The sequence below is a fragment of the Pseudomonas sp. 2024-210 genome, from assembly GCF_045062345.1.
Taxonomy (GTDB): Bacteria; Pseudomonadota; Gammaproteobacteria; order Pseudomonadales; family Pseudomonadaceae; genus Aquipseudomonas.
In genome coordinates this window covers 168,880-190,278 of the sequence record NZ_JBJGEJ010000002.1, presented here as the reverse complement: position 1 = coordinate 190,278, position 21,399 = coordinate 168,880, and the positions used below count along the sequence as shown (strand labels likewise).

At 57.6% G+C, this 21,399-nt stretch carries 21 protein-coding genes and 1 pseudogene; 10 read left to right on the top strand and 12 right to left on the bottom strand.

Features of this window, described 5'->3' with window-relative positions; all coding sequences use genetic code 11:
- Positions 1–31: 31 nt before the first annotated feature.
- Positions 32–349 (bottom strand): hypothetical protein, encoded by a 318-nt coding sequence (locus ACI7MX_RS03550; RefSeq protein ID WP_405584934.1) that lies wholly within the window; start codon positions 347–349, stop codon positions 32–34.
- Between the two features lie 282 nt (positions 350–631).
- Positions 632–907, bottom strand: a complete 276-nt coding sequence (locus ACI7MX_RS03545) for a polyhydroxyalkanoic acid system family protein (protein ID WP_122785215.1) — start codon at positions 905–907, stop codon at positions 632–634.
- A gap of 144 nt (positions 908–1,051) precedes the next feature.
- On the opposite strand from ACI7MX_RS03545, the gene ubiE reads away from it, so the two are divergent.
- The 10 genes from ubiE (at position 1,052) to ACI7MX_RS03495 (ending at position 8,911) form a co-directional block, all read left to right on the top strand.
- On the top strand, positions 1,052–1,822 hold the full coding sequence (ubiE, locus tag ACI7MX_RS03540) for a bifunctional demethylmenaquinone methyltransferase/2-methoxy-6-polyprenyl-1,4-benzoquinol methylase UbiE (RefSeq protein WP_122785216.1): 771 nt from the start codon (positions 1,052–1,054) through the stop codon (positions 1,820–1,822).
- Positions 1,822–2,445: an SCP2 sterol-binding domain-containing protein gene (locus ACI7MX_RS03535; RefSeq protein ID WP_314488532.1), complete on the top strand. Its 624-nt coding sequence runs from the start codon at positions 1,822–1,824 to the stop codon at positions 2,443–2,445. Before ubiE ends, ACI7MX_RS03535 begins: the two co-directional genes overlap by 1 nt.
- The gene (ubiB, locus tag ACI7MX_RS03530; RefSeq protein ID WP_314488529.1) at positions 2,442–4,046 is read left to right on the top strand and encodes a ubiquinone biosynthesis regulatory protein kinase UbiB; all 1,605 of its coding nucleotides are present in this window, start codon (positions 2,442–2,444) and stop codon (positions 4,044–4,046) included. Before ACI7MX_RS03535 ends, ubiB begins: the two co-directional genes overlap by 4 nt.
- Positions 4,047–4,125: 79 nt before the next feature.
- Positions 4,126–4,527 (top strand): phosphoribosyl-AMP cyclohydrolase, encoded by a 402-nt coding sequence (gene hisI / locus ACI7MX_RS03525; protein ID WP_405584929.1) that lies wholly within the window; start codon positions 4,126–4,128, stop codon positions 4,525–4,527.
- Positions 4,520–4,852: a phosphoribosyl-ATP diphosphatase gene (locus ACI7MX_RS03520; RefSeq protein WP_314488524.1), complete on the top strand. Its 333-nt coding sequence runs from the start codon at positions 4,520–4,522 to the stop codon at positions 4,850–4,852. Before hisI ends, ACI7MX_RS03520 begins: the two co-directional genes overlap by 8 nt.
- A gap of 24 nt (positions 4,853–4,876) precedes the next feature.
- Entirely contained in the window at positions 4,877–5,155 is a 279-nt protein-coding gene (locus ACI7MX_RS03515; RefSeq protein WP_019825245.1) for a twin-arginine translocase TatA/TatE family subunit, read from the top strand.
- A 10-nt stretch (positions 5,156–5,165) separates the two neighbouring features.
- The gene (gene tatB / locus ACI7MX_RS03510; protein WP_405584925.1) at positions 5,166–5,573 is read left to right on the top strand and encodes a Sec-independent protein translocase protein TatB; all 408 of its coding nucleotides are present in this window, start codon (positions 5,166–5,168) and stop codon (positions 5,571–5,573) included.
- A 4-nt stretch (positions 5,574–5,577) separates the two neighbouring features.
- Positions 5,578–6,378, top strand: a complete 801-nt coding sequence (gene tatC, locus ACI7MX_RS03505; protein WP_314488517.1) for a twin-arginine translocase subunit TatC — start codon at positions 5,578–5,580, stop codon at positions 6,376–6,378.
- Positions 6,375–7,085 carry a 16S rRNA (uracil(1498)-N(3))-methyltransferase gene (locus ACI7MX_RS03500; protein WP_405584921.1) on the top strand — a complete coding sequence of 237 codons (711 nt, stop codon included), beginning with the start codon at positions 6,375–6,377 and terminating at the stop codon, positions 7,083–7,085. The genes tatC and ACI7MX_RS03500 overlap by 4 nt, the downstream gene beginning before the upstream one ends.
- 266 nt (positions 7,086–7,351) lie before the next feature.
- A complete protein-coding gene (locus ACI7MX_RS03495; RefSeq protein ID WP_405584918.1) occupies positions 7,352–8,911 on the top strand; it encodes a methyl-accepting chemotaxis protein in 1,560 nt (519 codons plus the stop codon).
- Between the two features lie 136 nt (positions 8,912–9,047).
- Here the strand turns inward: ACI7MX_RS03495 and ACI7MX_RS03490 are convergent, their stop codons facing one another.
- From ACI7MX_RS03490 to hutH, 10 genes and pseudogenes are all read right to left on the bottom strand, one after another.
- Entirely contained in the window at positions 9,048–9,782 is a 735-nt protein-coding gene (locus ACI7MX_RS03490) for an amino acid ABC transporter ATP-binding protein (RefSeq protein ID WP_314488509.1), read from the bottom strand.
- Positions 9,775–10,734 (bottom strand): amino acid ABC transporter permease, encoded by a 960-nt coding sequence (locus ACI7MX_RS03485; RefSeq protein WP_405585342.1) that lies wholly within the window; start codon positions 10,732–10,734, stop codon positions 9,775–9,777. The genes ACI7MX_RS03490 and ACI7MX_RS03485 overlap by 8 nt, the downstream gene beginning before the upstream one ends.
- Positions 10,735–10,879: 145 nt before the next feature.
- A complete protein-coding gene (locus ACI7MX_RS03480; protein WP_314488504.1) occupies positions 10,880–11,677 on the bottom strand; it encodes a transporter substrate-binding domain-containing protein in 798 nt (265 codons plus the stop codon).
- A gap of 344 nt (positions 11,678–12,021) precedes the next feature.
- Positions 12,022–14,574 carry a glucans biosynthesis glucosyltransferase MdoH gene (mdoH, locus tag ACI7MX_RS03475; RefSeq protein WP_314488501.1) on the bottom strand — a complete coding sequence of 851 codons (2,553 nt, stop codon included), beginning with the start codon at positions 14,572–14,574 and terminating at the stop codon, positions 12,022–12,024.
- Positions 14,567–16,291 carry a glucan biosynthesis protein G gene (locus tag ACI7MX_RS03470; protein WP_314488499.1) on the bottom strand — a complete coding sequence of 575 codons (1,725 nt, stop codon included), beginning with the start codon at positions 16,289–16,291 and terminating at the stop codon, positions 14,567–14,569. The genes mdoH and ACI7MX_RS03470 overlap by 8 nt, the downstream gene beginning before the upstream one ends.
- 230 nt (positions 16,292–16,521) lie before the next feature.
- Entirely contained in the window at positions 16,522–16,959 is a 438-nt protein-coding gene (dtd, locus tag ACI7MX_RS03465; protein ID WP_314488496.1) for a D-aminoacyl-tRNA deacylase, read from the bottom strand.
- On the bottom strand, positions 16,956–17,927 hold the full coding sequence (gene pip, locus ACI7MX_RS03460; protein ID WP_405584911.1) for a prolyl aminopeptidase: 972 nt from the start codon (positions 17,925–17,927) through the stop codon (positions 16,956–16,958). The genes dtd and pip overlap by 4 nt, the downstream gene beginning before the upstream one ends.
- Positions 17,928–18,251: 324 nt before the next feature.
- Positions 18,252–18,587, bottom strand: a pseudogene (locus ACI7MX_RS03455) (N-formylglutamate amidohydrolase); the annotation flags it as partial.
- Positions 18,588–18,596: 9 nt separating this feature from the next.
- Positions 18,597–19,796: an imidazolonepropionase gene (gene hutI, locus ACI7MX_RS03450; protein ID WP_405584908.1), complete on the bottom strand. Its 1,200-nt coding sequence runs from the start codon at positions 19,794–19,796 to the stop codon at positions 18,597–18,599.
- A 35-nt stretch (positions 19,797–19,831) separates the two neighbouring features.
- Positions 19,832–21,385: a histidine ammonia-lyase gene (gene hutH / locus ACI7MX_RS03445; protein WP_405584905.1), complete on the bottom strand. Its 1,554-nt coding sequence runs from the start codon at positions 21,383–21,385 to the stop codon at positions 19,832–19,834.
- Positions 21,386–21,399: the final 14 nt, after the last annotated feature.

Here is a 21,399-nt window from a genome sequence, read left to right as displayed (position 1 = left end):
ATCACTATTGGACATGACACGCATCAAGCACTCAGACTTCAGCAGAGTTGGGGAATGCCCGCTCCATCAGCTCAATGGCATCGCTTTCTGCAGTCCAGGCGTCATCCGCCGCTGCCGCACCGGCCATCAAAAAGACGACACGGAAGCCATTGATGCTGACAAAACCAGTCATGTCACCTGCTTCAGTTTGAACCACGTAGCTAATACCCGACTTCAATTCAACAACCGGCGCCCATTTCAAATCACGCGAAGAAATAAACTCTTCGAGAACGCTTTCAACTTTTTCGGCAATTTCGGTAGCGGACATGTTTTTTGGATTATGAACAACAGCATTTAAATACAGAGACATTTTGAATTCCTAATAGGGTTATTGTGTTTCCTCTTACCCATATTAGTCACTCATGAAAAACTACCAACTTCGCTAAAACGCACTGCAAAACCTGACAACAGCGCTAGGTAAAGCCTTTTGGCTGTTTCACACCTAACTCTTTAAATAAGTTTACCTAAACACATGCACTTTCCTACCGATTGAAACTCCATCGCGACGCTCAAGCTTCCTTAAAGGCGATGCCATTGCATTGACACCGCCCTTTGACTCGTCGACAGGTTGACTGATGGGCAGGTGCCCAGCTCAGGCCAGCGCTTTATCCAATGAACGTTCAATTTCTGACTGGATCATGCCGCTCATTGCGGACATCAGCATGCCCAGCTCTACGTCGACCTTGACGGTTTTTTCGCCGATTTCCAGCGTGCCGTTTACGCCGGAACGCTTAAGTTTTACCGTATCGCCTTGCCAGGTCGGCGTCAGGCCGTATTGCCCGGCCAGCTTTTCAACCAACGGCTGGGCCTTTTCGCGGGCGGCCTCGAGGCCAAGGTTATGGGCGCGTTCAACATTGATGCGGGCCATTGCTCACTCCTGATAGAAAAGCCTGCCACTATACGGACATTGTCTGCACCGCGCGGCAGGCAGTGACACGTCAACCGAGCCCGGCCAAGACAAAGCCGGTCAGCAGGATTAGAATGTCCAGCATTCTCTTTTGGTGACAGCGATATGACTGATCAGCGCAAAGGCAGCGATGCCGAACCCACCACACACTTCGGCTTCAAAAACGTTCCAGAAAGCCAGAAAGCGGAAAAAGTCGCCGAGGTTTTCCACTCCGTAGCCGGTAAATATGACCTGATGAACGATGTTCTGTCAGGAGGCATGCACCGCCTGTGGAAGCGTTTCACCATCGAGTTGTCTGGCGTTCGTCCAGGCAACAAGGTGCTGGACATTGCGGGCGGCACCGGCGATCTGGCACGCAAGTTCTCGCACCTTGTTGGCCCCACTGGCCAAGTGGTGCTGGCCGACATTAACGCCTCCATGCTCAAGGTTGGCCGTGACCGCCTGCTGGACAAAGGCGTGGCGGGCAATATCGAGTTCGTTCAGGCCGATGCTGAAAAGCTGCCGTTTCCGGACAACTATTTCGATTGCGTGACCATCGCTTTCGGCCTGCGTAATGTGACCCACAAAGAAGACGCCCTGCGCTCCATGTTGCGAGTGCTCAAGCCGGGCGGCCGCTTGTTGGTACTCGAGTTCTCCAAGCCGACCAACCCGCTGATGTCCAAGGTGTATGACGCCTACTCGTTCGCCTTCATGCCAATGGTCGGCAAGCTGATCCTCAATGACCCGGAAAGCTATCGCTATCTGGCCGAGTCGATCCGCATGCACCCGAATCAAGAGACGCTCAAGTCGATGATGGTTGAAGCCGGTTTTGACCGTGTGACCTATCACAACATGACGTCCGGCATCGTTGCGCTGCATCGCGGCATCAAACCCTGATGTTGCTCAGGGGCCTTCTCGCCAGCGTCGAAACCGGCATCAATCGTATATTGCGATTGGACAGTACCGCGCTGGCTCGCTTGCAGCCGCTGACCGGCAAGGTGATTGCAGTGGAGTGCGCAAGCCCCGCGCTGCACCTGTTTATTCTGCCTAGCGACGAAGGCCTGTTGTTGGCTGCCCACTGGGCCGCCGATGCCGATTGCACCTTGCGCGCCCCCGCGTCCAGCTTGTTGCGGTTGGCCTTGAGCAAAGACAAAACCAGCATTTTGCATGGCCCCGAGGTCGAGCTTGAAGGCGACAGCCATGTGTTGATGGCACTGGCGGCGGTTCTGCAAGATCTGGAGCTGGACTGGGAATACGAACTCTCGCGCTGGATCGGCCCCGTTGCTACTGCCTTGGTCGGTGGCCATGTGCGCAGCCGCGCCCATTGGTATCAGCAAGGTTTTGCCAGCCTCAATCAGAACCTCGCTGAATACCTGAGTGAAGAAGCTCGCACTTTGGTCGGAGAACGTGAGGCGCAAGCGCGCTTTGATGAGCTCGACCAACTCAAACTCGACCTGGATCGTCTTGAGGCCCGCTTCGAGCGCCTCTGCCGGTCCCTCAATACCAGCGATAACGCATGAAGTTGCTTGCCATACGCCGTTTGTTTCGTATCCAGCGCGTCGTCATTCGCTACCGTCTGGATGATCTGCTGTTCGCCTTGCCCTTGCCGTGGTGGTTGTTGTCACTGCGTTATGCGCTGCCGTGGCGCTGGTTCCCGCGCAAAAAACTTGAGCTGAGCCGCGGCGCTGCGTTGCGTTTGGCTTTGCAGGATTTGGGACCCATCTTTATCAAGTTTGGGCAAATTCTCTCCACTCGTCGCGATTTGCTCCCACAAGACATCGCCGATGAGTTGATGCTGTTGCAAGACCGCGTGCCGCCGTTCGACCCGCAGGTTGCGGTCAAACTGATCGAAGAGCAGCTCGGCGCCAAAATAAGCGACGTGTTCAGCCGTTTCGACATTGAGCCTCTGGCTTCGGCGTCGGTAGCACAAGTCCACGCGGCCAAGCTCAAGACTGGCGAGGAAGTCGTGGTCAAGGTCGTGCGGCCCGGTCTAAAACCGATCATTGGCTCAGACTTGGCCTGGCTGTTTATTCTGGCCAAAATCGCCGAACGCCTAAGTGCAGACGCACGCCTGCTGCACCCGGTCGACGTGGTCAGCGATTACGAGAAGACCATTTACGACGAACTCGACCTGTTGCGCGAAGCGGCCAACGCCAGCCAGCTCAAGCGTAATTTCGAAGGTTCGCCGCTGCTGTATGTGCCACAGATCTACTGGGACTGGTGCCGCCCCAAAGTGCTGGTGATGGAGCGTATCTACGGGGTTCAGGTCACTGATCTGGCCACCCTTGCCGATCAGCGCACCGACATGAAGCTGCTGGCCGAGCGCGGGGTCGAGATTTTCTTTACCCAGGTGTTCCGCGACAGTTTCTTCCATGCCGACATGCACCCCGGCAATATCTTTGTCAGCACCGTCAGCCCATGGAGCCCGCAGTACATCGCCATCGACTGCGGCATCGTCGGCAGCCTAACCCCCGAAGATCAGGATTATCTGGCGCGCAATCTGTTTGCCTTCTTCAAGCGCGATTACCGCCGAGTGGCGCAATTGCACATTGATTCGGGGTGGGTGCCGGCACACACCAAGCTCAATGAGTTTGAGGCAGCGATCCGTACTGTATGCGAACCCATTTTCGAGAAACCGCTGAAAGAGATTTCCTTTGGACAAGTGTTGATGCGTCTGTTCCAGACGGCGCGCCGCTTCAACATGGAAGTCCAGCCGCAGTTGGTGTTGCTGCAAAAAACCTTGCTGAACATCGAAGGGCTGGGCCGTCAGCTGTACCCGGATCTGGACTTGTGGAGCACCGCCCAACCGTTCCTCGAACGCTGGATGCGTGAGCGCGTCAGCCCCAAAACCTTGTTGCGCAACCTGCACAGCCAGGTCGAGCAGATACCGCATCTGGCCGGCATGACCCGCGATTTGCTGGAGCGTATGTCGCAACCCCACGCTAAAAATCAGAAGCTGGTGATCAGCGAACCGAGGGACAGCTGGTTCCTGCGCCTGCTCGGCGCCGGGCACTTGGCCGCAGGGGCGTTGCTGGCCAGTGTAGGGCCGCTGCACACCTTGGGCTACTGGCCCGCCGGGATCATGCTGGCGGTAGGCTTGTATCTGATCGTGCGCCGATAGCCAGCCCCGGGCGAGGCTGGCAAACTGTGAATTCACCGAGCCTTGACCAGAGGGTCAAGGCCGGTTGTCGGAGTCGAACATGAAAGAGTGGCTGGACGAAATCAAATGGGACAGCGACGGCCTGGTGCCGGCGATTGCCCAGGATCATAAAACCGGGCGCGTCTTGATGATGGCCTGGATGAACCGCGAAGCGCTGAGCCTGACCGCTGCTGAAAACCGTGCCATTTACTGGTCACGTTCGCGTGGCAAACTGTGGCGCAAGGGCGAAGAATCAGGTCACGTGCAGAGATTGCATGAAATGCGCCTGGACTGCGACGCTGATGTGATCATCCTGATGGTCGAGCAAATCGGCGACATCGCCTGCCATACTGGACGTCAGAGCTGCTTCTATCGGGTTTACGAAAACGCCGAATGGAAGGCTGTCGATCCAGTGCTTAAAGACCCGCATGCCATTTATCACGCAGGACACTCCCATGAATGACACCCTGAGCCGCGTAGCCCAAGTGCTCGAAGCACGCAAAGGCGCCACGCCAGAAAGCTCGTATGTCGCCAGCCTGTATCACAAGGGCTTGAACAAGATTCTGGAAAAAGTCGGCGAAGAGTCGGTAGAAACCATCATCGCCGCCAAAGATGCTGCGATCAGCGGCGATTGCAGCGACGTTATCTACGAAACGGCCGATCTATGGTTTCATAGCATGATCATGCTCGCCCAAATGGGTCTGCACCCTCAGGCTGTGCTGGATGAACTGGAGCGTCGTATCGGCACTTCCGGCCACGTGGAAAAAGCCTCGCGGCCATCTGCCTAACCTTGTTTTGGAGAGCAAAAGATCATGGGTATTTTTGACTGGAAACACTGGATCGTCATTCTGGTAGTCGTGGTACTGGTCTTCGGCACCAAAAAACTGAAAAACCTCGGCACCGATGTCGGTGAATCGATCAAGGGCTTTCGCAAAGCCATGAACGACGACGAAAAGCCTGCCGAGCCCGTGGTTCCGCCTGCACAGCCCACCGCCGCGCCGCAACCCCACACCACTTCGACGCTGAACGAGCCGCACACCATTGACGTGCAGGCGCAGAAAGTCGAAGAGCCGACCCGCAAAGACGTGTGAGCAAACGCTAATGTTTGGTATCAGCTTCAGTGAACTGCTGCTCGTGGGCCTTGTGGCCTTGCTGGTACTCGGCCCCGAGCGCCTGCCAGGTGCCGCGCGCACCGCGGGCCTGTGGATCGGTCGTTTGAAGCGCAGTTTCAATGCGATCAAACAAGAAGTGGAGCGTGAAATCGGTGCCGACGAGATTCGTCGCCAGTTGCACAACGAACACATCCTGTCGATGGAAGAGGAAGCCAAGAAGATATTGGCCCCGCTCCAGGACGCCGTAAAACCGCTCACGCCGAGCCAGACACCCGAGTCGCCACCGCCTGTCGAAACGACCAGCCCTGCGCCGATCAGCCTGAACAAGACGCCCTCTGACACTGCGCCTCAACCGGCAGCGCCCCACGACTCAACCCTGCCACCGCGAGCCCCTTAAGCGCATGAGCGATAAGCCTGAACTCGACCAGCCAATGCCGCTGGTCTCGCACCTGACTGAGCTGCGCACCCGCCTGTTGCGCTGCATTGCCGCGATTTTCATCATCTTCGCCGGTTTGTTCGCCTTCACTCAGCAGATCTACACGCTGGTTTCCACGCCATTGCGTGAATACCTGCCGGTGGGTGCCACCATGATCGCCACCGATGTGGCCTCGCCCTTTCTGACGCCCCTCAAGCTGACCATGATGGTGTCGCTGTTTATTGCGATCCCGGTGATCCTGCATCAGATCTGGGGCTTTATCGCGCCCGGCCTGTATAAGCATGAAAAGCGCATTGCTGTGCCGCTGCTGGTTTCCAGCATCTTTTTGTTCTACGCCGGCATGGCCTTCGCCTACTTTCTGGTGTTCCCGCTGGTGTTCAAGTTTTTCGCCGCCGCCACCCCTGAAGGTGTCGCCATGATGACCGACATCAGCAGCTACCTAGATTTCGTCATGACCCTGTTTTTTGCCTTTGGTGTGGCCTTTGAAATCCCCGTGGCCGTGGTGCTGTTGGTGTGGATCGGCATTGTCGACGTCAAATACCTGCGCAAAATCCGCCCTTACGTGATCATCGGCTGCTTTGTCGTCGGGATGATTTTGACCCCGCCGGATATTTTCTCGCAGACCCTGTTGGCGATTCCGATGTGGATGCTCTTTGAGATCGGCATTCTATTTGGCAGCCTGGTCAGCAAGAACAAGCGTGGCGACCACCCGGACGAGCAGTCCGAGCGTGATAACAACGCCCAACCGCCAGCACCGCAAGCGTGAACCTGCTGCTCCTCGAAGAGGCTGATTTCATTGCAGACGATCGCGTCATCCTGCGTGACCGCCGTTTGACGCACATGCAAGACGTTCACCGCGCCGTGGTAGGCGATAGCCTGCGAGTCGGACGTATTGGCGGCTTGATGGGCAATGCCCAGTTGATGCGCCTAGAGGCCAAGGAAGCCGAGCTGCAAATCCTCAGCCTTGACCAGCCGCCGCCCGAGAAACTGCCGCTGACCTTGATACTGGCCTTGCCACGCCCGAAAATGCTGCGCCGGGTGCTGCAAACCATCGCCTCGATGGGGGTTCCCAAGGTGGTGCTGGTCAACAGTTACCGGGTTGAAAAGAGCTTCTGGCAAACGCCTTTCCTGGAGCCCGAGGCCATTCGCGAACAGTTGATTTTAGGGCTGGAACAGTCCCGCGACAGCGTTCTGCCCGAGATCGTGATCGAAAAACGCTTCAAACCCTTCGTCGAAGACCGTCTGCCCGCGCTGGTCGAGGGTACGCAGGGTCTGGTTGGTCATCCGGGTGATTACCCGGCGTGCCCGCGCGGGCTGGATCAACCCGTGACATTGGCCATTGGCCCGGAAGGTGGCTGGATCCCCTACGAAATCGACCTGTTGGCCAAGTCCGGTCTGCAACCGGTGCAACTGGGCCCGCGCATTCTGCGGGTTGAAACCGCCGTCACCGCCCTGCTCGCCCGCTTGTTCTGACCCCCCTCTCGTAGCAGCTGCCGCAGGCTGCGTCCGGTTGCGAAGCAATCGTAAATTCAGGTCGTGTGTTCTAACAGGTACAAACGCGCGAGACGGTTTTGCGACGGCTTCGCCGTCGATCGCAGCCTGCGGCAGCGGCTACAGGTGATGCTCGTCACACTTTTTAAAGCCAACTGCCTACAGTTCTTCCATGCCAAGCCGATGCCTTCTCTAAGCAATGGACGGCTTTACGTCGAGTGCGTCGAGTCAATCAAAGGAGCGTCATCATGTACCGTCGGCTGGTTCAACTTCTCGGCAATATCAGCGTCAACCGCAAACTCAGTGTCAGCTTTGGCCTCGTGCTTGTCTTGACCTTGCTGATTGCTGCCACCGGCTGGAATGGACTGGCCTCGGTGATTGACCGAGGTGACAAGCTGGCCAACCTTTCAAAAATAATTGGTTTGACCAAGGACTTGCGCATTGCCCGCCTTGAATATGAGTTGCGCGCGAGCGACGACAACCTCAAGGCCGTCAATGAACAATTGAATGAACTGGACACCGCGCTTGAGAAGTCGCGCACACAACTTATTGCCCCAGATGACATCGCACTGGTGCAACAACAATTGGCAGCCGTCACCGACTATCGACAGGCCTTGGCCAGACTGGGTCAAGATGGCGAACAGGCTATAGAGCGCATGCACCAGCAAGGCACTCACCTGATCGAATTGAGCCAAAAGCTCTCGACACTGCAAGCCGCCAAGCGCGATCAAGACAGTGCCCAGGCCAAGCGTCTGCTCACCATTTGCACAGTACTGGCCTTAATAGTGGGCATCATGGCCGCCTGGGCCATCACCCGACAGATCGTTATTCCGCTGCAACACACCCTCAAGACCGTCAAGCACGTGGCGGCCGGTGATCTGACCCAGGACACTCGCACAGACCGGCGTGACGAACTGGGGCAGCTCCAGCAAGCGGTTCAAGGCATGACCGAGGGCCTGCGCGAGTTGATTGGCGGAATCAGCGAGGGTGTGACTCAGATAGCCAGCGCAGCGGAAGAACTCTCGGCCGTGACCGAGCAGACGAGCTCCGGGGTCAACAGCCAAAAAGTGGAAACCGATCAGGTCGCCACGGCCATGCATGAGATGACAGCGACGGTGCAAGAAGTGGCGCGTAATGCCGAAGAAGCCTCAGAAGCAGCTCTGGCGGCTGATCAACAGGCACGCGAAGGCGACAAAGTGGTGGGCGAAGCGATTGCCCAGATAGAGAAACTGGCCATCGAAGTGGGTCACTCGACTGAGGCCATGGGCCATCTCAAGCGCGAAAGTGACAAGATTGGCAGTGTGCTCGATGTGATCAAATCGGTGGCCCAGCAAACCAACCTGCTGGCGCTCAACGCCGCCATTGAAGCGGCGCGCGCCGGTGAGGCAGGCCGTGGTTTTGCGGTGGTTGCCGACGAAGTACGCAGCCTTGCCCAGCGCACACAGAAATCCACGGAAGAAATCGAAGAACTGATTGCCGGGTTGCAAAGCGGTACGTTGCAAGTCTCCAGCAGCATGGACAACAGCCGCACATTAACGGACAACAGCGTTGAACTGACTCGCCGTGCGGGTGAATCGTTGGGCAATATCAACCGCACCGTGTCGGCCATTCAGGCGATGAACCAGCAGATAGCGGCCGCCGCCGAACAGCAAAGCGCCGTGGCGGAAGAGATCAACCGCAGTGTATTGAATGTGCGCGATGTGTCAGAGCAGACCGCCGCGGCGAGTGAAGAGACTGCCGCGTCGAGTGTTGAGCTGGCGCGGCTGGGCTCGCATCTGCAAGCGTTGGTGGGAAGGTTTAGAGTTTGAAGGCAGCTGCAAGCTGCAAGCTACAAGTAAAAGCATGCTAATCGGCTTGCAGCTTGCAGCTTGTAGCTTGTAGCTTGTAGCTGACAGCTGACAGCTGACAGCTGACAGCTGACAGCTGACAGCTTGCATCTCACCTTTAAAGCACCTGCCGCAAAAACGCCTGAGCGCGCAGGTCTTTGGGCGAGGCAAAGAACGCTTCCGGCGAAGCGTCTTCCAGCAACTTACCGTGATCAAAGAACAACACGCGGTTCGCCACTTCTCGGGCAAAGCCCATTTCATGGGTCACGCAGACCATGGTCATGCCTTCGCGAGCCAGGGTTTTCATCACGTCCAACACTTCGCCGACCATCTCCGGGTCCAGCGCCGAGGTCGGCTCGTCGAACAACATCACCTTGGGGTCCATTGCCAATGCACGGGCAATGGCGACACGTTGCTGCTGACCGCCCGAAAGGCGTGACGGAAACTCATTGGCCTTTTGCCCGATGCCCACCTTTTCCAGCAGCTCGCGAGCCTTGGCCTCACGCTCGACCTTGCCGCGCTTGCGCACCACTTTTTGCGCCAGGCAAAGGTTTTCCAGCACGGTCATGTGCGGGAACAGGTTGAAATGCTGAAACACCATGCCGACTTCACGTCGATAGGCATTGACGTCCGTTTTCGGGTCGGCCAGGTCCAGGCCGCCGATGCTGACCGAACCCGAGTCGAACTCTTCCAGCCCGTTGAGGCAACGCAGAAAGGTCGATTTACCAGAGCCGGATGGCCCGATCACCACCAGTACTTCGCCTTTGGCGACCGAGGTACTGACGTTGTCCACCGCACGAACGATCTGTCCGCGGGTATCGTAGATTTTTACCAGTTCGCGAACTTCAATCACTTTGCGCGAGCCTCCGCTCAAGCCGGCTGGCCAAATGCGACAGCGGCAGGTTGATCAACAGGTACAGGCCCGCGACGCAGAACAGAATTTCGAACGGCGAAAACGAGGTGGTGATAACTTCACGACCGCTTTTGAGCAGCTCGGTAATGGCAATCACCGACACCAGCGAGGTGTCTTTGACCAAGCTGATAAATTGCCCGGCCAGCGGTGGCAGCACGCGCTTGAAGGCTTGCGGCAACACCACGTAACGCATCGACTGGCTGGCATTAAGCCCCAGCGAGCGCGCCGCTTCATTTTGCCCACGGGCGATGGACTGCACGCCCGAACGCACGATCTCGGCCACGTAGGCCCCGGTAAACAGCGACAGCGCGGCAATCCCGGCAAATTCGCGGGACAGGTTGAGCACCGTACCGATAAAGAAATAGAAGATGAAAATCTGTACCAGCAGCGGTGTGCCGCGTACCAGTTCGACATACAGCGTCGACAGGTCACGCAGGGTCGGGTTATTCGACAACCGGCACAGCCCCGTGGCCAGCCCGATAATCAAACCCAATACACCGGATACCAGCGATAGCCAGACGGTAGTCCACAGCCCTAACAATAATGGCCCGGCCGCCCAATGACGGGTCACGCCGACCACTTCACCTTCTTCAACGTCGTCGCCTTCAGCCAGTTGCAGGCTGTTGTCGGCAACGGTGAGCCGTTGTTCTTTACCATCATCGCCGCGCAGCACGACTTCGGCGGTATCGCCTTTGCGCACCAGCTCGATAACGGTGGAGGTTTCAGCTGCCCGCTGGGCTTCTTCTGCCTGATAGGCGAAGTATTGCGGAACACGGTTCCAGCGCCATTCATAAGACATCAGCGAGGTGGCGTAATAGAGCGCACCGGCCAGGCCGATGAGCACCAGCACGGTCAATACGTGCCAGGGCCATTGGGCTTTTTTCTGTTTGATCACTTAACTATTTCCGTAGAGGGCAGCGCGGTCAGCTTTTTTGTAGCCGCTGCCGAAGGCTGCGATGGCTGCAGAGCAGCCCTGAAATCTTGAAGCCCCTTCGGGCCTTATCGCAGCCTGCGGCAGCGGCTACAGGGAACCACGCTTATTCCATGTCTTTGAGCCAGGCGGTGTCTTTGAACCACTTGTCATGGATGCGATCGTAGGTGCCGTCTTCGTGGATCTGGTGCAGGAAGTTGTTGATGAAGTTAATGCTGTCGTAATCGCCTTTCTTCAGACCAAAGGCCAAAGGTTCGTAGGTGAAAGGCTTGTCGAGAAACACCAGCTTGTCATTACCGAACTTGTTCACGGCAACAACGTTGTAAGGCGCGTCGTAGACAAAGGCATCAGCCTTGCCGTTAACCACGTCCAGTACGCCTTCAGGCTCATTGTCGTAGCCGTGGTACTGGGCTTTGGACATCAGCTTGCGGGCAACCATTTCGCCCGTGGTGCCTATTTTAGAAGTCAGGCGGTATTGCGGGTCGTTGAGGTCTTTGTAGGACTTGATCTTGTCAGCCAGTTCCTTGCGCACTAACAGGGTTTGACCCACAACAATGAAGGGTTCGCTGAAGTTCAGGCGCAGGTTGCGCTCCTGCGTCAGGGTCATGCCGCTGCCGATCATGTCGAACTTATTGGTCATCAACGCCGGGATGATGCCGTCATAACCAGTGGACACCAGCTCCAGCTTGACGCCCATGGATTTGGCCATGGCTTTGAGTAGGTCAACTTCGAAACCAATGATTTGACCGCGCTTGTTGGTCATCTCGAACGGCATGTAAGTCGGGTCCATGCCCACTTTGAGCGTGCCGCGTTTAACGGCGTCATCAATGGCGCCAGCATGAGCTGCACTGAACGCTAATACGGCCGTGACCCCGACCAACAGTTTCGATAGAAACGCCTTCATCCTCACTCCCCTCACACGACTCAATTAAAGGTGTTGGCCTGGGCAATAAGCCATAAAACCGGGCACTCACCTGTTCGGAGACGGATCCTACCCCACTGGAGGGTAACGAGACGAGTTTTGAGCGATAAAAGCGCGACAAGCGGGGGGATGTAGGGGGGAGCACCGTAGCAGCTGACGAAGGCTGCGTCCGATTGCGAAGCGATCGTAAACACTCATCGCTCGATTTGACTGACACACCGCACTCTCTGATGTTGCGACAGCTTCGCCATCGGACGTCGCCTGCGGCAACTGCTACGAAAATGAGCGTGTTTCGCCCGCTCCGTTCAGAGCGGGCGAAATTTTACTCAAGCCGCAGGTTGCAACGGCAATAAAGGCGCGTGAGCGTCGGCTGTCACCGACTCACGCCAGGCACTGAGCCAGTCTTCATGTGCTTCGTTCCACACCAAGGCGTGCAGGCGCGCCAAGGCGACAGGGTCGCTGAGCAACGCCATGCGCTCATTGTTGCTGAGCGCAGTCGGGCCTACCTTAAGCGCGTGACGAACACGCTCGGTGCGCAGCCACTCAATCGGCTCGGCTTCACGGTGACGCGAAGTCGCCAGGGCGCAGGCCAATGCGTTCTGTTGCGGATCAACCACGGCCCGAACAAAACCGTCATGCAACGCGTGGTAGCGGTTCTCGAGGGTGTACTCAGCCGTCGCTGACAATTCACGCGGCGGAGCGTATTCCTCAGGAATCAGGAACAGTTTCTCGTCACGCGCCTTCAGGCCCAGTTTGACTCGGCTAGAGATCACCGACACCGGGATCGACAGCATCAGCGAACCGACAATCGGCACCAGCCACCACAAGAAGCTCGGGTTCAACCACAGCACCAACGCTGCCCACACGGCACCCAGCAGAGTCTGCGGGCCATGACGACGTACCGCTTCGCTCCACGGTGTGGAGTCGTCATCTCGTTGCGGTGAGTTCCAGGTCGCTGCCCAGCCGAGGAACGCGGCCAGTACAAAACGGGTGTGGAAGATCATGCGCACCGGTGCCAACAGCATCGAGAAGAGCATTTCAAGCACCATCGACAGCGTGACCTTGAACTTGCCACCAAACTCTTTGGCGCCCTTGGCCCAGATCAAAATGATGCTGAGCAATTTGGGCAGGAACAACAGGACGATAGTGGTCGAGAACAGCGCAACCGCTTTCTCCGGGTGCCATTGTGGCCACAACGGATACAGCTGACGCGGCTCCATAAAGTACTGCGGTTCCATCAGCGTATTGACCGCCAGCAAGGCCGTCGACAGCAGCAGGAAGAAGAACCATAACGGCGCTGACAGATACGACATTACACCCGTCAGGAATACCGCACGATGCACCGGGTGCATGCCTTTGACCAGGAACAGGCGGAAGTTCATCAAGTTACCGTGGCACCAGCGGCGGTCACGCTTGAGTTCGTCCAGCAGGTTTGGCGGCAGTTCTTCATAGCTGCCCGGCAGGTCATAGGCAATCCACACACCCCAACCGGCACGGCGCATCAACGCCGCTTCAACAAAGTCATGGGACAGGATCGCGCCCGCAAACGCCCCTTTACCTGGCAACGGCGCCAAGGCGCAATGCTCGATAAACGGTTTCATGCGGATGATGGCGTTGTGGCCCCAATAGTGGGATTCACCCAGCTGCCAGAAGTGCAGACCGGCGGTAAACAGCGGCCCGTATACCCGCGTCGCAAACTGCTGCATACGTGCATACAAGGTGTCCATGCCCGACGCACGTGGCGCGGTCTGAATGATGCCGGCATCTGGCGTGGCTTCCATCAAGCGCACCAGGCTGGTCAAGCATTCCCCGCTCATCACGCTGTCCGCGTCGAGCACCACCATGTATTTGTAATCGCCACCCCAGCGACGGCAGAAGTCGTCCAGGTTGCCACTTTTGCGTTTCACACGGCGACGACGACGGCGATAGAAGATCCGGCCGAAGCCTTCTGTTTCGCGGCAAACATCCAGCCAGGCCTGTTGCTCGGCGACACAAATGTCCGGGTCGTTGCTGTCGCTGAGCACAAAGAAGTCGAAGCGATCCAGATCGCCCGAGGCCGCGACCGATTCGTACGTTGCCCGCAAACCAGCGAATACGCGGGTCACGTCTTCGTTACAGATCGGCATGACCAACGCAGTGCGTGCTTGTTCAGGGATCGGTTCATTGCCCGCGCTGGCGCCGGAAATGCGGTATTTGTCGTGCCCTGTGAGCAGCTCAAGGAAGCCCATCAAGGCCGTCCAGAAACCCGCCGACACCCAGCAGAACAGAATCCCGAACAGGATCAAAATACTGGTTTGCAAGGCATAAGGCAGCACTTGCACCGCTGTTTGCATCAACGGCTGGTGCAGCACTTCATTCAGATCCACGAATGCCCAGCCCTGATACGGCATGATGCCTTTCATGTACCAGCCAGCAACGATGGTTTGACCCAGCATCAAGACCAGCAGGATATAACGACGGATTGAACCCACCGTACGCCAGCGGGCCTTGGGCAGAACGCGCTCGTCGATGACCGGTTTGGGCGGATTGCTACGGCCGGTCAGACGCCGCCAGCCGCGTACCAGAATATTGGTACGCCACGGCTCAGGCACCACTTTGGTGCGTTTTATCGGCGGCGTGGCCTTGAGCATCACCCGACCGCTGGCATCGAGCACAAGCATTTCTGCTTCTTCGAGTTCAGCCGCCGAGGTCAGTTTAAGACGCGAGCCCACCGAGGCCTGTGCGGCCTCGGCAGTTTGCACGTCGGTTTGCGCCGACAAGCGCGCATGCAGCTCATCGAACGAGGTGCAGTCGGCCAGTTCGGCGCGCTGCTCCTCGCTCAGTGGCAAGTGCGCCAGGTACTCGGCAAGCGAGTCTGGCCGGGCTTGAACATTACTCATCGGCAGGCAACTGGTAGCTCCAGGTCTCGGTCAGGACTTTTTCAGTCTTCACCGGTTCCGGGGTGGCGGGGGCTGCGTCAGCCGCAGGGGCTTTGGCGTCCTTGGCTTGCTTGTCATGAGCCTTGGCTGCGGCTTTCTGGGCCTTGGTCACAGGCGCTGCCGGCTTGGCCGCAGGGGCCTGCTCGACATCCTGAACCAGCGCAGCACGCATTTCCGTGGCCTTGCTCGGGTCTTTGATTTTCATCCGCAGGGTCAAGCGCCAGCCCTTGGTTTCAGGGTTGTAACGCACGTTATTTTCAACCAGTTCAGCGTTATCACCCACGCTGACTTGACTGCGCACGGCTGTGTCTTCAGGCAAAGCGCTCAGCGACGGGCCTTTGAAGTCGATCAGGTAAGCCACGCTGCCGTCCGGCTGGCGGATGAGGTTGGATTGTTTGACGTCGCCCGTCGAGCGCAGGGTTTGCTCAACCCAAGCACTGTCAGTCGGGTGCAAAGCGGCTTCGTCCAGCGTCCAGTGCAGGCGATACGCGAAGTCGAACGGCTTGAGCGGTTCAGGCAGGGTGTCCGGGCTCCAGAAGGCAACGATGTTGTCGTTGGTTTCGTCAGCGGTTGGAATTTCTACCAGATCAACAGAGCCCTTACCCCAATCACCTTGAGGCTCGATCCACGCGCTTGGGCGCTTGTCGTAGCGGTCATCAAGGTCTTCGTAATTGCTGAAGTCACGGTCACGTTGCAGCAAACCGAAACCACGCGGGTTTTCGACGGCAAAGTTGCTGACCGACAAGTGTTTCGGGTTGTTCAACGGGCGCCAGATCCACTCGCCGTTGCCGGCATGAATGGCCAGACCTGAAGAATCGTGCAGTTCGCGACGGTAGTTGAGGACTTTGGACGGCTGGTTGGCGCCGAACAGGTACATGCTGGTCAACGGCGCGATACCCAGCGTGCCCACTTTGTCACGCAGGAACATTTGCGCCTTCACGTCCACCACGGTGTCCACGCCCGGACGCAGGGTAAAGCGGTAAGCACCGGTCGCACGAGGCGAGTCCAGCAGGGCGAAAATCACCAGATGCTTGTCTTCCGGCTTTGGCTTCTCGATCCAGAACTCAGTAAAGCGCGGAAACTCTTCACCCGACGGCAATGCGGTGTCGATGGCCATGCCACGGGCCGAAAGGCCATAGGTTTGACCTTTGCCCACCACGCGGAAGTAACTCGCGCCCAGCATGGTCATGATTTCGTCCTGCTTATCCGCCTTGTTGATCGGATACAGCACGCGGAAACCCGCCCAGCCCAGGTTTTCAGTGGCTTTAGGGTCAAATTTGACGTCGCCGAAATCGAAACGACTGGCGTCGTACTTGATCTCTTCAACCTTGGTGGCGGTCACTTCATTGATTTTCACCGGCGTGTCGAAGTGCATGCCCTGGTGATAAAAGGACAGCTTGAACGGGGTTTTGTCGCCCACCCACTGGGCCTTGTCGCGGTTGAACTGAATTTTTTGGTAGTCCGCGAACTTCATGTCGCGGAACTCTTTGGGCAAATTGCTGCGCGGTGCTTGGTACTTCTGTTCAGCGAGGCTTTTCGCCTCAGCCGCCACGTCATCCAGACTGAAGGCCCACAGTTGACCCGCACCGAGCAAGCAGAAAAGCGCTGAGCCCGTCACCAGTGCGTTGCGTAACCGCTTGGCAGACATTTTTGGTGCATTTAATGGTCTAACAATCACGAGCAACCTCGCCGAAAACAGATGATGAAACCAACGGCCAGCGATCTACATGCCGGGTTGGCGAGCACTGTTCCGACTCCTCAGGGAATAAATAATTCCTTTCGCGCGTCGGATTAGTCTCTTGGTAACGTGGGATTATCTAGCAGCCCGCGTGACAACGCATCTACTGTCAGCAAGTATTTCACGTGAAAAACGACTGTTTTCACGTTAAAACAGGGTTTTTTAACGTTTTAAGTTTGTAACATAAATGTAACAGGCCCATCGTTGACCAAATGCACCTGCATATCGGCGCCAAAACGTCCTGAGGCAACCGCTGGATGAAGCCGTTTGGCCTCGCTAAGCAGGTGGTTGAATAAGGTTTCGGCCAGGGCTGGTGGGGCTGCCGTAGAGAAGCTCGGCCGCAAGCCACTTTGGGTGTCGGCCGCCAACGTAAACTGCGATACGAGCAGCAATCCTCCGGCCACGTCACTTAAAGAAAGGTTCATTTTGCCGTCGGCATCACTGAACACCCGATAATTGAGCAACTTGTGCAACAGCTTGGCGGCATTGGCTTGGGTGTCACCGGGTTCAACGGCCACCAGCACCAGCAAACCCTGATCAATGGAACCGACCACCTCTCCTGCCACTTCTACCCGTGCGCCCGTCACACGTTGTAATAGCCCCTTCATGCTTCGTCCGGTTGCAAGTTGAGCAGGCTGCGGGCCATTTCCTCGGTGGCGCGTACCAAGGCATCGGTGATACCCGGCTCGGAGGCCACGTGCCCAGCCTCGCGAATCACTTGCAGTTCGCTGCCCGGCCACGCTTGATGCAGCGCCCAGGCGTTATCCAGCGGGCAGATCATGTCGTAACGGCCATGCACGATCACGCCCGGCAGATGGGCAATCTTGTGCATGTCGCGCAACAGCTGATTGGGCTCCAGAAAAGCATTGTTCACAAAGTAATGGCATTCGATACGGGCGATGGACAGCGCCCGATGAGGATCACAGAAGCGTTCCACCACTTGGGGATTAGGTCGCAAGGTTGCGGCACGGCCTTCCCAGCTCGACCATGCCTTGGCGGTGTGCATCTGGGCAATCTGGTCGTTACCGGTGAGGCGTTTATGAAAGGCGCTCAGCAAATCATGGCGTTCTTCTTCGGGAATGGGCGCGATGTAATCTTGCCAATAGTCCGGGAAAATTCGGCTGGCACCTGCTTGATAAAACCATTCGATTTCTTGCGGTCGGGCCAGAAAAATCCCGCGCAGAATCAGGCCGTGAACGCGATCTGCATGGCTTTGTGCATAGGCCAGCGCCAAGGTAGAACCCCATGACCCGCCAAATAACACCCACTTATCGATATTCAGGAACAGACGAATCCGCTCCATGTCAGCGACAAGGTCCCAAGTGGTATTGCGATCGAGGCTGGCGTGAGGCGTTGAGCGTCCACACCCGCGCTGATCAAACGTGATAATGCGGTACACGCCCGGATCGAAATAACAACGGCTGTTGGCATCGCAGCCCGACCCCGGCCCGCCGTGGATAAACACAACCGGCAAGCCGTCGGGTGTACCGCTTTCGTCAACGTACAGCACGTGCGGCCCGTCAACGGCCAGTTCATGCCGGGCGTAAGGTTTGATCTGCGGGAACAAGGTATGCATTACGCACTCCATGGGGAAGGCTGGAAAATGTTGCCGTCTGGCATCATAAACCCGATTGTTGGAATGAGCATTCGCTTAGTCGGGGGATGGGCTTTGGAGCGGGTTCACAGGCCGGCCCTCACCCCAACCCTCTCCCAGAGGGAGAGGGGGCTGATGTGTGCAAGACTTGAACCCCCCACCGTTCAGTCCCCTCTCCCTATTCAGGAAAGTGGAGCTGATAGGTACAAAACTAGCATCCCCCACCGTTCAGTCCCCTCTCCCTATTCAGGAAAGTGGAGCTGATAGGTACAAAACTAGCATCCCCCACCGTTCAGTCCCCTCTCCCTCCGGGAGAGGGTTAGGGTGAGGGGCTTTTGACCTTGGCGCGCCGCTAAACAGGATGGCTGGAAACAAGCCCGTGGTTGCACCGGCGTACATCGGCGCATCGTCTTCAGGACGATTCAAGTCAATTACAAAGCGCGAATAGTCGGCGGCCAGGGTACTGGCGCCCAGCTCTGCGGCAAAATCATAGAGCCGCGGCATATGCCAATCGGTGTCCGGCAAGCTGCGCGCTTCATCCTCCAAACCGGCCTCGACCGCAGGCGTCAACTTCAAGCCCGCGTGGGGCATGCTGATCAGCAAGGGCACACGGCCTCGTTTAAACGTCAGAACCTTGTCCACACGCTTCTCCTACTGCTCAATACCATTGCGCACAACGCGTTTGTCCAGATCACCCCCCAGCCAATAGGCCAGGTCAGCCGGGCGATCAATGTTCCAAGCCACAAAATCAGCCACCTTGCCCGGCTCCAGCGAGCCGTGAGTCTCGCCCATGCCTAGCGCCATGGCGGCATGTTGGGTGACACCCGCCAAGGCTTCTTCTGGCGTCATGTGAAACAGGGTGCAGGCCATGTTCAGCATCAGCCTTAACGACAGCGCAGGCGATGTGCCCGGATTGAGGTCGCTGGCGAGGGCGATTTTCACCCCATGTTTACGCAATGCTTGAATCGGCGGCAGCTGCGTTTCACGTAAAAAGTAGAAAGCCCCTGGCAACAGCACCGCCACGGTGCCCGACCGGGCCATGGCGATGGCATCTTCTTCGGTCATAAACTCCAAGTGATCGGCCGACAACGCGTGATACCGCGCCGCCAAACTGGAGCCGTGCAAGGACGACAGCTGCTCGGCATGCAGTTTGACCGGCAAGCCCAATTGCGTGGCCGCTTTGAACACGCGTTCGACCTGCGCAGGGGAAAAAGCCAAGTGCTCGCAGAACGCATCGACCGCGTCCACCAGCCCTTCAGCCGCCAATGTCGGCAACATTTCAGTGCAGATATGCTCGATGTAATCGTCCGCGCGACCTTTGTACTCCGGGGGTAACGCATGGGCCGCCAGGCACGTGCTGCGAACGGTGATCGGCAACTGCGCCCCCAAACGACGAATAACCCGCAATATTTTGCGCTCACTCTCAAGGCACAAACCATAACCGGATTTGATCTCCACACTGGTCACGCCATCGCGCAACACACTGCTCAAGCGCTGACGGGCACTGTCGAATAACTCATCTTCGCTGGCTGCGCGGGTGGCCCGTACGGTACTGGCAATACCTCCGCCAGCAGCGGCAATGTCGGCATAACTCATCCCTTGCAGACGCTGCTCAAATTCGTCACTGCGGTTGCCGCCAAATACCGCGTGGGTGTGACAGTCAATCAGCCCCGGCGTCACCCAGGCACCTTCTAGCCCCTCGGTGTGTGCATATACGGCTTCTGGCACGTGCACACGTGGACCGATCCACTCAATAAACCCCTCGTACGTTACGATGGCCGCATCTTCGATAATCGAGTACGTGCCATCAGCCATGGTCGCGACATTGCAGTGCTGCCACAGGGTTTTCATCCAGTCCATCCTTGTTTAGACGCCAGCCTTTAAACCTACAGACTAGGCAACACGCCAGCCGGCAACAGATTGTTCAGACAGCGCGTGCCCAACAGTTGCAGGGCGATCTCAATGTCCGGTGCGAAAAAACGGTCTTTGTCGTAGTGCGCGACTTTGCTGCGCAAGGTGGTGCGGGCTATTTCGAGCTTGGGTGACGTTTTCAGGCCTACCCGCATATCCAGCCCCTGACACGCCGCCAACCATTCAATAGCCAATACGCCGCGTACGTTTTCGGCCATTTCCCACAAGCGCTTGCCCGCAGACGGCGCCATCGAGACGTGGTCTTCCTGATTGGCTGACGTTGGAATGCTGTCAACGCTGTGCGGATGCGCCAATGCCTTGTTCTCGCTGGCCAGCGCGGCCGCCGTCACCTGCGCAATCATGAACCCGGAGTTGACGCCGCCATTGGCCACCAGAAAGGGCGGCAATTGGGACATGTGCGTGTCCATCATCAACGAGATGCGTCGCTCGCTCAGCGCTCCGATTTCGGCAATCGCCAGCGCCATGGTGTCTGCCGCCATGGCGACCGGCTCCGCGTGGAAGTTACCGCCGGAGATCACATCGCCCTGCTCGGCGAACACCAGCGGGTTGTCTGACACGGCGTTGGCTTCAATTCCCAGCACTTCGGCGCCATGGCGCAACTGGGCCAGGCACGCCCCCATCACTTGTGGCTGGCAGCGCAGGGAGTACGGGTCTTGCACCTTGTCGCAATTTTTGTGCGACAAGGACACTTCGCTGCACTCGCCCAACAAATCCCGGTACATCGCCGCCGCATCCATTTGCCCGCGCTGGCCGCGTGCGGCGTGAATGCGCGGGTCAAACGGTGAGCGCGAACCCAGTACGGCTTCAACAGTCAGGCTGCCGCAGGTCATGGCGGCCGCAAACACATCTTCGCCTTCAAACAAGCCGCGCAAGGCATAAGCGGTGGACACCTGAGTGCCATTGAGCAAGGCCAACCCTTCTTTGGCCGCCAGTGTCAGCGGCTCAAGACCGGCTTGTTTCAAGGCGCTGACTGCATCCAGCCACTGACCGTTGTAGCGCGCTTTGCCCTCGCCCAGCAGCACCAGCGACATATGCGCCAACGGCGCCAGATCACCCGAGGCACCGACCGAACCTTTTAGCGGGATATGCGGGTAGACCTGAGCATTGATCAGGGCGATCAAGGCGTCGATGACCTGACGCCGAACTCCCGAATAGCCTCGGCTCAGGCTGTTGACCTTGAGCACCATAATCAAGCGCACCAGATCGTCGCTGATGGGCTCGCCAATACCGGCAGCGTGGGAAAGCACCAGCGAGCGCTGAAGGTTTTGCAGGTCTTCGCTGGCGATTTTGGTCGAAGCCAATAAACCAAAACCGGTATTGATGCCGTAAGTGGTGCGATGCTCGGCAAGAATATGCTCAACGCACGCCACACTGGCCTCAATCGGCGCACTCGCGCTGTCATCAAGAGTCAACGTCACGGGCTGCAGATAAATAGCGCGCAGTTGGCCAAGGCTTAGTTGGCCGGGGATCAGGTTTAACTCAAACACGGTGAACTCCTTGGCGTGCATGGGCGAAATTTCAA